The organism is Streptomyces fuscigenes (assembly GCF_021556455.1).
In the GTDB taxonomy this organism is placed as follows: domain Bacteria; phylum Actinomycetota; class Actinomycetes; order Streptomycetales; family Streptomycetaceae; genus Streptomyces; species Streptomyces fuscigenes.
Map to the genome: position 1 here is coordinate 1 of NZ_JAKGCV010000712.1, position 1,797 is coordinate 1,797.

General features: G+C 76.3%; 1 protein-coding gene. It reads right to left on the reverse strand.

Annotated features, from left to right (window positions below):
- Positions 1-31: 31 nt before the first annotated feature.
- The coding region (locus L1885_RS27990; RefSeq protein ID WP_372482054.1) for an ATP-binding protein at positions 32-1,797 on the reverse strand (1,766 nt) is incomplete at its 5' end.

Consider the following 1,797-nt stretch of genomic DNA (forward strand, 5'->3'; position numbering starts at 1 on the left):
CCCGGACGCCGGTCCCCGGCAGGCCGGGGCCTCACGCGGGCCCCCGGCCCCGGGCGGCTTCGCCGACCGGCCCGTCCGTACCGGTACCGGACCCTGAGCCGCCGTCGCGCTCGCGGTGCGGACGCGGCTCGGGCGTACGGGTGGGGCCCGTGCGGCGCGTGCCGCCGCCGACGGGCCGCAGTGGCAGTTCCACGGTGAACACCGCTCCCTTCCCCGGCCGGTTGGCCACGTGGACGCGCCCGTTGTGCAGGCGCACGTTCTCGGCCGTGATGGCGAGCCCGAGGCCGCTGCTCTCGCTGCGGGCCCGGGTGGTGTCGGCCTTGTAGAAGCGCTCGAAGATGTGCGGGAGGTCCGCCCCGGCGATCCCCGGGCCGCCGTCGGCCACCTCCATGACCGCGTACGCCCGGTCCGGCGACCCGGGCCCGTCCGGCGGCCCGGCAAGCGCGCCGCGCACCGGAGCCCCGGGCTTCGGTGCCGCCTCCGGGGCCCCGGTTCGCGGCGCCGCATCCGGGTGCCCGTCCGCGTACCGCAGTGCCAGGCGCAGCTCCACCGGCGGTGCGCCGTGCCGCAGGGCGTTGCCGACGATGTTGGCGGTCACCACGTCGAGCCTTCGCGGGTCCACGCGCAGCCGCAGCGGGCCGGGCACCGCCACCTCCACGCGGACCCGGTCCTGCCAGCCGCGCGAGGCGAGGGAGTTGCGCACCGACTCACCGAGGTCGATCTCGTCGAGGTTCAGCACGGCGGCGCCCGCGTCGAAGCGGGAGATCTCCATGAGGTCGCCGACGAGCCGTGTCAGTCGCACCGTCTCCTGGCTGACCAGGCGCACCGCGTCCGCCGTGGTGCCGTCGAGGTGGGACGCGTCGTCGAGGACGTCCGTGACCGCCGACATGGCGGCGAGCGGTGTGCGCAACTCGTGCGAGACGTCGGCGACGAATCTGCGTGCCTGCTCCTCCAGGCGGCGCAGTTCGGCCACGGAGCGTTCGAGCGCGGCGGCCGTCTCGTTGAAGGAGCGTGAGAGGTCCGCCAGTTCGTCGGAGCCGTCGACGGACAGGCGTACGTCCAGTTCGCCGCGCGCCATCCGGCGGGTGGCCTGGCGCAGCGCGCGCACCGGCCGCAGCACCCCGCGCGAGGCGAGCAGGGCCACGACCACGGCGGGGAACAGGGACCACAGCGCGGCGTCCTTGATCGCGCCGACCGTGGCCGTGACGTACGCCTGCTCGGTGGTCTGCGGGGCCACCAGGTACAGCACGAGCCCCGAGAGCGCGGGCGGCAGCCCGGTCTGCTCGCGGAAGGTCACCGGCATGCCCACCACCAGCACCGGTCTGCCCCGGTCGTCGACGCGCTGGAAGACGGCGCTCGGCCGGGAGCGCACGGAGCGCGTCAGCTGCGGCGAGATCAGCCCGAAGGGCCCGTCCGGCTGCGAACTCGCCCGCAGGCCGCCGTACGTGGCGAGGACGCGCCAGCCCTGGAGCACGTTGTCACGGGCCAGGCGGTCGACGGTGGCCTGCAGCTGGGACTGGTCCCGCGGTACGGACAACTCGGGTGCGAGGGCGTCGACCTGGTCGCGGAACTGCCGGATCACGGTGTCCTGGCCCTGCTGGAGCACCGCGGTCCGCGCCTCCCGGAAGGCCAGGGCACCGGTGCTCAGGGCGCCGGCCACGGCGACCAGCGCGAAGCCGACGACCAGCCGGAAGCGCAGCCCGCGCAGCGCCGGGAGGACGCGGGCGGCCAGGGCCCTCACGCCGGCCCCGCGGTGGACCCCGGTCCGCGCGCCGGGCGCCCCGCGTCGGGCATCGG